This window comes from Streptococcus mitis (genome assembly GCF_001579035.1).
GTDB lineage: Bacteria > Bacillota > Bacilli > Lactobacillales > Streptococcaceae > Streptococcus > Streptococcus mitis_J.
Genome location: NZ_KQ970286.1, coordinates 8,802 through 18,247 on the forward strand (window position 1 = coordinate 8,802; position 9,446 = coordinate 18,247).

Sequence of the window (9,446 nt, forward strand, 5' to 3'; positions counted from 1 at the left end):
AAACGGTAGAGGGGAAACAACCAAGTACGAATTGATTAACCAAACAGGTCATGCGGAGACTGTTCATGTTACCTATGATGCTAATCAAATTTCTCTCAAGGAAATCCTGCTTCATTATTTCCGCATTATCAATCCAACCAGCAAAAATAAACAAGGAAATGATGTGGGAACCCAGTACCGTACTGGTGTTTATTACACAGATGACAAGGATTTGGAGGTAATCAACCAAGTCTTTGATGAGGTGGCTAAGAAATACGATCAACCTCTAGCAGTTGAAAAGGAAACCTTGAAGAATTTTGTAGTGGCAGAGGATTACCACCAAGACTATCTCAAGAAAAATCCAAATGGCTACTGCCATATCAATGTTAATCAGGCAGCCTATCCCGTCATTGATGCCAGCAAATATCCAAAACCAAGTGATGAGGAATTGAAAAAGACCTTGTCACCTGAGGAGTATGCAGTCACCCAGAAAAATCAAACAGAACGAGCTTTTTCAAACCGTTACTGGGATAAATTTGAATCTGGTATCTATGTGGATGTAGCAACTGGTGAACCTCTCTTTTCATCAAAGGACAAGTTTGAGTCTGGTTGTGGTTGGCCTAGTTTTACCCAACCAATCAGCCCAGATGTTGCTACCTACAAGGAAGATAAGTCCTACAATATGACGCGCATGGAAGTGAGAAGTCGAGTGGGAGATTCTCACCTTGGCCATGTCTTTACGGACGGTCCACAGGACAAGGGCGGCTTACGCTACTGTATCAATAGCCTCTCTATCCGCTTTATTCCCAAAGACCAAATGGAAGAAAAAGGCTATGCTTATTTACTAGATTATGTTGATTAAGAGGGCTTTCCTAAGCAGTTAGAGGAGAATTTTGCTATACTGATACTAGTAAGTGACAAAGGAGAGAAGCATGACCTACACAATCTTAATCGTAGAAGATGAATATCTGGTAAGACAAGGCTTGACCAAGTTGGTCAATGTAGCAGCCTACGATATGGAAATCATCGGTCAGGCTGAAAATGGAAGACAGGCTTGGGAATTGATACAAAAGCAGGTGCCGGATATCATTTTAACCGATATCAACATGCCTCAGCTAAATGGCATCCAGTTAGCCAGTCTGGTCCGAGAAACCTATCCTCAGGTTCATCTAGTTTTTTTGACAGGCTACGATGATTTTGATTATGCCTTGTCTGCTGTCAAACTAGGTGTGGATGACTACCTGCTTAAGCCCTTTTCTCGTCAGGATATCGAGGAAATGTTGGGGAAAATCAAGCAAAAGTTGGATAAGGAAGAAAAGGAAGAGCAGTTACAAGATTTATTGACCGATAAGTTTGAGGGAAACATGGCCCAGAAAATCCAGTCTCATCTTGATGACAGCCAATTTAGTTTAAAGTCTTTGGCCAGTGACTTGGGCTTTAGTCCGACTTATCTGAGTTCTTTGATTAAGAAAGAGTTGGGCCTACCTTTTCAGGATTATCTGGTGAGAGAACGTGTCAAACAAGCCAAGCTCTTGCTTTTGACTACAGATTTGAAGATTTACGAGATAGCCGAAAAGGTTGGTTTTGAAGATATGAACTATTTTACCCAACGCTTTAAGCAGATTGCAGGTGTGACACCTCGTCAGTTTAAGAAGGGAGAAGGCCGATGAAGCGTTCTTCTCTTTTAGTTAGAATGGTTATTTCCATCTTTCTGGTCTTTCTCATTCTCCTAGCTCTGGTTGGAACTTTCTACTATCAATCAAGTTCTTCAGCCATTGAGGCCACCATTGAGGGCAACAGCCAAACGACTATCAGCCAAACTAGCCACTTTATTCAGTCTTATATTAAAAAACTAGAAACCACTTCGACTAGTTTGACCCAGCAGACGGATGTCCTAGCCTATGCTGAGAATCCCAGTCAGGATAAGGACGAGGGAATCCGAAATCTGTTTTTGACCATCTTAAAGGCAGACCAGGACTTGAAAACTGTTGTGCTGGTAACTAAATCCGGTCAGGTCATTTCTACAGATGATAGTGTGCAGATGAAAACTTCCTCTGATATGATGGCTGAGGATTGGTACCAAAAAGCCATTCATCAGGGAGCCATGCCTGTTTTGACTCCAGCTCGTAAATCAGATAGTCAGTGGGTTATTTCTGTCACTCAAGAACTTCTTGATGCAAAGGGAGCCAATCTGGGTGTGCTTCGTTTGGATATTTCTTATGAAACTCTGGAAGCATATCTCAATCAACTCCAGTTGGGGCAGCAGGGCTTTGCCTTTATCATCAATGAAAACCATGAATTTGTTTATCATCCTCAACACACAGTTTATAGTTCGTCTAGCGAAATGGAAGCCATGAAACTCTATATTGAGACAGGGCAGGGCTATACTCCAGCTCACAAATCCTATGTCAGTCAGGAACAGATTGCTGGAACTGATTGGACGGTGCTTGGTGTGTCTTCGTTGGAGAAGTTAGACCAGGTTAGGAGTCAACTCATGTGGACCTTGCTTGGAGCCAGTTTCACATCTCTTCTTGCCTGTCTCTGCTTGGTGTGGCTTAGTCTTAAACGCTGGATTGCTCCTCTGAATGACTTGAGAGAAACCATGCTGGAGATTGCTTCTGGTAATCAGAATCTGCGTGCCAAGGAAGTTGGTGCCTATGAACTGAGAGAAGTGTCTCGCCAGTTTAATGCCATGTTGGATCAGGTTGATCAGCTGATGGCAGATATTCGTAGTCAGGAAGAAACGACCCGTCAGTACCAACTTCAAGCACTGTCAAGTCAGATTAACCCACATTTTCTCTATAACACCTTGGACACCATCATCTGGATGGCTGAATTTCAGGATAGTCAGTGTGTGGTTCAGGTGACCAAGTCCTTGGCAACCTATTTCCGCTTGGCACTCAATCAAGGCAAGGATTTGATTTGCCTGTCTGACGAAATCAATCATGTTCGCCAGTATCTCTTTATCCAGAAACAACGCTATGGAGACAAGTTGGACTATGAAATTGATGAAAATCCTGTCTTTGATAATCTAGTCTTGCCCAAGCTGGTCCTACAACCCCTTGTAGAAAATGCTCTTTACCATGGTATCAAGGAGAAGGAAGGTCAGGGACATATTAGAGTTTCTGTTCAGAAAAAGGATTCAGGATTGGTCATCCGTATTGAGGATGATGGCGTTGGCTTCCAAACTGCTGGCGATAGTAGTCAGAGTCAACTCAAACGTGGGGGAGTTGGTCTTCAAAATGTCGATCAGCGACTCAAACTTCATTTTGGAGAAGATTACCAGATGAAGATTGATTCTAGGCCCCAAAAAGGGACGAAAGTGGAAATATACATAAATAGAATATAAACTAGCTAACTCCCAGTCAATTCTGGGAGTTTTATGCGTAATTGGGCAAGCTTTCTAGGTTGTCTATCTTGCTAAAAACAAGAAAAAACGGTATGATAGATAGTGACAAAAGAGGTGGCAGAGATGAACGAGACACAGATTCAAAGAGAAACACGTCAGGTATTAGAAGATGTTTTAGAAAAGGCCAATTTGAAGCAGGGGGCCCTTTTTGTTTTAGGTCTATCTTCTAGTGAGGTGATAGGTGGTCAGATTGGGAAAGAATCCAGTCAAGAGATTGGTGAGCTGATAGTGGAGACTATCTTGGGTATTCTAGGTAGTAGAGGTATCCATTTAGCCGTTCAAGGTTGTGAACATGTCAATCGTGCCCTCGTTGTTGAACGTCAGGTGGCAGAGCAGTTTGGTCTGGAAATCGTCAGTGTCCTTCCAACTCTTCATGCAGGAGGTTCGGGGCAGTTAGCAGCCTTCAAGTTTATGCAGGATCCAGTTGAGGTTGAATTTATCAAGGCTCATGCTGGATTGGATATCGGAGACACTGCAATTGGCATGCATGTCAAGCATGTTCAGGTTCCGATTCGCCCTCTTTTGAGAGAGATTGGTCATGCCCATGTAACGGCGCTGGCTAGTCGTCCAAAATTAGTCGGAGGTGCGCGTGCGCACTATCCGCAAGATTCTATCAGAAAGTCGTGAGAATGAATAAAGGAGATGAAAGTGTTTAAAAAAGACCGTTTTTCAATTCGTAAGATTAAGGGAGTTGTAGGTTCTGTATTTCTTGGAAGCCTTTTGATGGCTCCTTCTGTAGTGGACGCAGCCACCTATCACTATGTAGATAAAGAGGTTATTTCACAAGAAGCTAAGGATTTAATCCAGACAGGAAAGCCTGATGGAAATGAAGTTGTATATGGTTTGGTGTATCAAAAAGACCAGTTGCCACAAACAGGGACAGAAGCATCTGTTTTGACAGCTTTTGGTTTACTGACTGTTGGGAGCTTGCTTGTAATCTACAAGAGAAAGAAAATTGCCAGCGTCTTTCTAGTTGGAGCTATGGGATTGGTAGTTCTTCCTAGTGCAGGAGCTGTAGACCCAGTTGCTACTCTAGCACCGGCTAGTCGAGAGGGTGTTGTTGAAATGGAGGGCTATCGCTATGTTGGTTATCTATCAGGTGACATCCTCAAAACGCTTGGCTTGGACACTGTTTTAGAAGAAGCCTCAGCTAAACCTGGAGAGGTAACTGTGGTCGAAGTTGAGAAGCCCCAAGTAACAATAAATCAGGAGCAAGCTAAGCCAGAAAACCAAGCAGTAGAGACAGAGGAAGCTCCAAAAGAAGAAGCACCTAAAACAGAAGAAAGTCCAAAGGGAGAACCAAAATCGGAGGTAAAACCTACTGACGAACCCCTCCCTAAAGGAAAAGATGAAAAAGAAGCTTCAGCAGAACCAGCTCCAGTTGAAGAAGTAAGTGGAGTAGTTGAGTCAAAAACAGATGAACAAGCACCAGTCAAACAGGAAAGTCAATCATCAGACAAACCAGCTGAGGAATCAAAAGTTGCAACTCCAGTAGAACAACCAGAAGTCCCAGAACAACCCGTGCAACCTACACAACCTGAGCAACCAAGGATACCAAAAGAATCATCACAACAAGAAGATCCTAAAGAGGATAAGGTAGCGGAAGAGACACCGAAACAAGAAGATGCACAGCCAGCAGTAGTAAAAACAAAAGATGAGGCTGCTAATCAACCTGTTGAAGAACCAAAAGTGGAAACGCCTGCTGTAGAAAAACAAACGGAACCAACAGAGGAACCAGTAGACCAACCAGTTGTGACGAAACCAGCTGAGAAACCAGTAGACCAACCAGTTGTGATGAAACCAGCTGACCAACCAGTGGAAACACCTACTGTAACAAAACCAGTGGACCAACCTACGTCACATGATCATGAGACTCCAAAAGAAAAATCGGTACCTGTTTTAACATTAACGAGTATCACAGATAATGCGATGAATCGTTCTGCAAATTTAAACTATAATTTAGAGAATGCTGATAATGCAGAAATTAAGAACATCGTAGCTGAAATTAAAGATGGAGATAAGGTTGTTAAAACCATCGACCTATCTAAAGAAAAACTAGAAGATGTGGTTGAAGGTTTGAATCTTTATAAAGATTATAAAGTAGCAACGCGAATGACTTATAATCGCGGTCAAGGTGATGAAACAATGACCTTAGATGAAAAACCACTTCGTTTAGACTTGAAGAAAGTTGAAATCAAGAACATTGCGTCAACTAGCTTGATTAGTGTGGATAGAAAATGGCGTCGAAACGGATAAAAGTTTAATAACTGAAAAACCGACAGACGTTGCTCCACTTTACTTACGAGTGACAACTCATGATAACAAAACAACAAGACTAGCGGTAAGTTCTGTTGAAGAAGTGGTTGTTGATGGAAAAACATTGTACAAAGTGGTAGCAAAAGCTCCAGACTTAGTTCAACGTAGAGAAGATGATACTTTCAGTGAAGAGTATGTTCATTACTTTGAAAAACAAAAATTAAAAGAAGGTAATATTTATTATAGCTTCAACGAGCTTGTAAAAGATATGCAAGCTAACCCTACTGGAGAGTTCAAACTGGGTGCAGATCTTAATGCAGCCAATGTTCCAACTCCAAGTAAATCTTATGTGACAGCTACGTTTAAAGGTACATTATCAAGCAATGGAGATAATCGTTTCACTATTCACAATACAGCTCGACCTTTATTTGCTAATATTGAAGGTGGAAAAATCCACGATATTAATCTTGCTAATGTAAATATTAATATGCCTTGGGCTGAAAATATTGCACCTCTTGCTAGAACACTAAAAAATACTACCGTTGAAAATGTTAAAGTAACAGGTAATATTGTCGCTAAAAACGATATTGCAGGTGTTGTAAATAAATTAGACGGACCTGGAGCTAAACTAACAAATGTTGCATTTATTGGTAATATTGCTGGTGTTGGTGATAGAGGATGGAATGTTGCTGGTATAGTTGGAGAAGTCTGGAAAGGTCATATCAATAAGGCATATGTAGATGCAAATATTACGGCAAATAAAGCTCGTGTTGCTGGTGTTGCATCGACTGTTGATAATGGTTCTGATCCAAATGGTATCGGTAAGTATGGTACTGTAAGAAACTCAGTCGCTAAAGGAACAATTAAAGTAACAACACCAGTTGAGGTTGGTGGTTTCATTAGTAAAAACTGGGCATGGGGTAAACTAGAAGATAATGTTTCGATGATGAAAGTCGAAAATGGTGAAGAATTCTATGGCTCAAGAGATATTGATGCCGAGGATGGTTACTTTACCAATAATGCTCTGGATAGAAACTTTGTTGTAAAAGATGTTAGTACAGGTGATCGTTCATTTAAACGTTCTCGTTCCAATAGAATTAGAGAGATAGAGTTAGAGGAAGCGAATAAGAAGATAACAGCATTAGATATTACAGCTGATAAATTCGAGATTGCTCCACTTGTGGAAGACAAACTGAACCTAGTGAAACCAAAAGTTGACACGTACAAAACTACTCAAGATTACAATGCAGAACGTGAACTTGCATACCGTAATATTGAAAAACTTCAACCATTCTACAACAAAGAATGGATTGTCAATCAAGGTAATAAGATTCCTGAAGGATCTAAATTACTAACTACAGAAGTATTATCTGTGACAGGTATGAAAGATGGACAATTTGTAACGGACTTGTCAGATGTTGATCATATTATGATTCATTATGCTGATGGTACTAAGGAAGAAAAAGCTGTATCAGCAAAAGCTACATCAAACGTGGAACAAGTAAAAGAATACGGTATTACAGATTTAGGAGATGTAGTTTATATACCGAATATGGTTGTTAAAGACCGTACTCAATTGATAACGGATATTAAAGCAAAATTAGCAGGTGTTGAATTGATTTCACCTGAAGTGCGTGCGTTAATGGATAAACGTAACAAACCAGTTGAGAATAGTGACAATCATAAGAACAATTACATTCGTAACTTGTTCCTTGAAGAAAGCTTCAAAGAAACTAAAGCTAATTTGGATAAATTAGTCAAAGCTTTAGTCGAAAACGAAGACCATCAATTGAATAGTGATGAAGCTACCATGAAAGCTCTTCTTAAAAAAGTAGAAGACAACAAAGCTAAAATTATGATGGCTCTTACTTATTTAAATCGTTATTATGGATTTAAATACAATGATATGAGCATTAAAGACCTTATGATGTTCAAGCCTGATTTTTATGGTAAGAACGTTAGCGTTATCGATAGATTGATTCAAATTGGTTCACGTGAACATTTCTTGAAAGGGGACCGAACTCAAGATGCTTATCGTGATGTGATTGCGGGAGCAACAGGTAAAGGTAATTTAAATGACTTCTTAACATATAACATGAAACTCTTTACAGAAGATACTGATATGAATGTGTGGTATAAAAAAGCTATTTCTCATACTAACTATGTAGTTGAGAAACAATCATCTAACCCTGATTTTGCTAATAAGAAATATCACTTATATGAAAACTTAAATAACGGTGAACATGGTCGATACATTTTACCACTTCTTAATACGAAGAAGGCTCACATGTTCTTAATTTCAACGTACAATACGCTAGCGTTTAGTGCATTTGAGAAATATGGTAAGAATACAGAAGCTGAACGTGAAGCGTTCAAGAAAGAAATCGATTTACGTGCACAAGAGCAAATTAATTACTTAGACTTCTGGTCAAGACTTGCTGCTGATAATGTACGTAATCAATTGTTGAAATCTGAAAATATGGTCCCATCAGCAATTTGGGATAACCAAGATGTTCCAGGTAATGGATGGGCTGACCGAATGGGTCATAATAAGAATGGTGACTATGCTCCAGTTCGTGAGTTCTATGGACCTACAGGTAAATGGCACGGATATAACGGTATGGGTGCGTATGCTTATATCTTTTCTAATCCACAAAACTCAGAAGCTGTATACTACATCATCTCTAGTATGATTAGTGATTATGGTACATCTGCATTCACTCACGAAACAACTCATATCAATGACCGTATGGCCTACTTAGGAACATGGCGTCACCGTGAAGGGACAGATATTGAATCATTTGCTCAAGGTATGCTACAATCGCCATCACTTACAAACTATAATGGTGAATATGGTTCACTTGGATTAAATATGGCGTACGAACGTAAAAATGACGGTACACAAATTTATAACTATGATCCTAATATGTTAAGTAGTCGTGAGAAGATTGATCACTACATGAAGAACTATAACGAATCAATGATGATGCTTGATTACTTAGAAGCAGAATCTGTCATCAAGAAAAATACTGGAACTAACGATAAGTGGTTCAAGAAAATCGATAAGAAATATCGCGAAAAAGCTAGCTATAATAAGTTAGAAGGTGCACCACACCAATGGGATTTAGTTCGTGATTTAAATGATGATGAGAAGAGTATGAAACTGACAGCTATTGATCAACTTGTAGATAACAACTTCGCTACTAAACACGGGCTACCAGGTAATGGTCATTACCGTACTGAAGGATTCGATTCTGCTTATACTGTTGTGAATATGATGACTGGTATTTACGGTGGTAACACAAGTAAGAGTACGGCTGGCTCAATCTCATTCAAACACAATACATTCCGTATGTGGGGCTACTACGGTTACCTTGATGGATTCTTAGGGTATGCATCTAACAAGTATAAACAAGAATCTAAAGCAGCCGGCAACGTAGGTCTAGGTGATGACTTTATCATCCAAAAAGTTTCTAAAGGTAGATTTAATACATTAGAAGAGTGGAAGAAAGAATGGTATAAAGAAGTCAGAGCTAAAGCTGAGAAAGGTTTTGTAGAAATTGAAATTGATGGTAAAAAGATTTCAACATATGAAAAACTTCAAGAGCTATTCGATGCTGCAGTTGAAAAAGACCTTCAAGGTAATAAATTTGATAATACAGTGAATCTTAAATGGAAAGTTTACAAACAACTATTGCAGAAATCAGACGGATTTACTGGAGATTTATTCACTAAATAGTAGATAGGACTAGTAAAATGAAAAAAGGTAGATCAGCTTTGTCTGTATCTGCCTTTTTATGCT

4 protein-coding genes and 1 pseudogene are annotated in these 9,446 nt (G+C 39.6%); all 5 read left to right on the plus strand.

Features of this window, described 5'->3' with window-relative positions; translation table 11 throughout:
- Positions 1-841 (plus strand): peptide-methionine (R)-S-oxide reductase MsrB (gene msrB, locus SMIDD26_RS02330; RefSeq protein WP_246746858.1); only part of this gene is annotated, 841 nt, incomplete at its 5' end.
- Positions 842-911: 70 nt separating this feature from the next.
- Positions 912-1,649 (plus strand): response regulator transcription factor, encoded by a 738-nt coding sequence (locus SMIDD26_RS02335; RefSeq protein ID WP_061438787.1) that lies wholly within the window; start codon positions 912-914, stop codon positions 1,647-1,649.
- Entirely contained in the window at positions 1,646-3,328 is a 1,683-nt protein-coding gene (locus tag SMIDD26_RS02340; RefSeq protein ID WP_061438788.1) for a cache domain-containing sensor histidine kinase, read from the plus strand. Before SMIDD26_RS02335 ends, SMIDD26_RS02340 begins: the two co-directional genes overlap by 4 nt.
- Before the next feature lie 123 nt (positions 3,329-3,451).
- Complete coding sequence (locus SMIDD26_RS02345) at positions 3,452-4,015, plus strand: TIGR01440 family protein (RefSeq protein ID WP_061438789.1); 564 nt, start codon at positions 3,452-3,454, stop codon at positions 4,013-4,015.
- 21 nt (positions 4,016-4,036) lie between these two features.
- Positions 4,037-9,383 (plus strand): annotated as a pseudogene (locus tag SMIDD26_RS02350) (ZmpA/ZmpB/ZmpC family metallo-endopeptidase).
- The last annotated feature ends 63 nt before the right edge of the window (positions 9,384-9,446 follow it).

Excerpts from the sequence above, each read along its gene's own strand:
- SMIDD26_RS02335 (WP_061438787.1), top strand. The coding sequence starts at position 912 with ATGACCTACACAATCTTAATCGTAGAAGATGAATATCTGGTAAGACAA.
- SMIDD26_RS02345 (WP_061438789.1), top strand. The coding sequence starts at position 3,452 with ATGAACGAGACACAGATTCAAAGAGAAACACGTCAGGTATTAGAAGAT.
- SMIDD26_RS02340 (WP_061438788.1), top strand. The coding sequence starts at position 1,646 with ATGAAGCGTTCTTCTCTTTTAGTTAGAATGGTTATTTCCATCTTTCTG.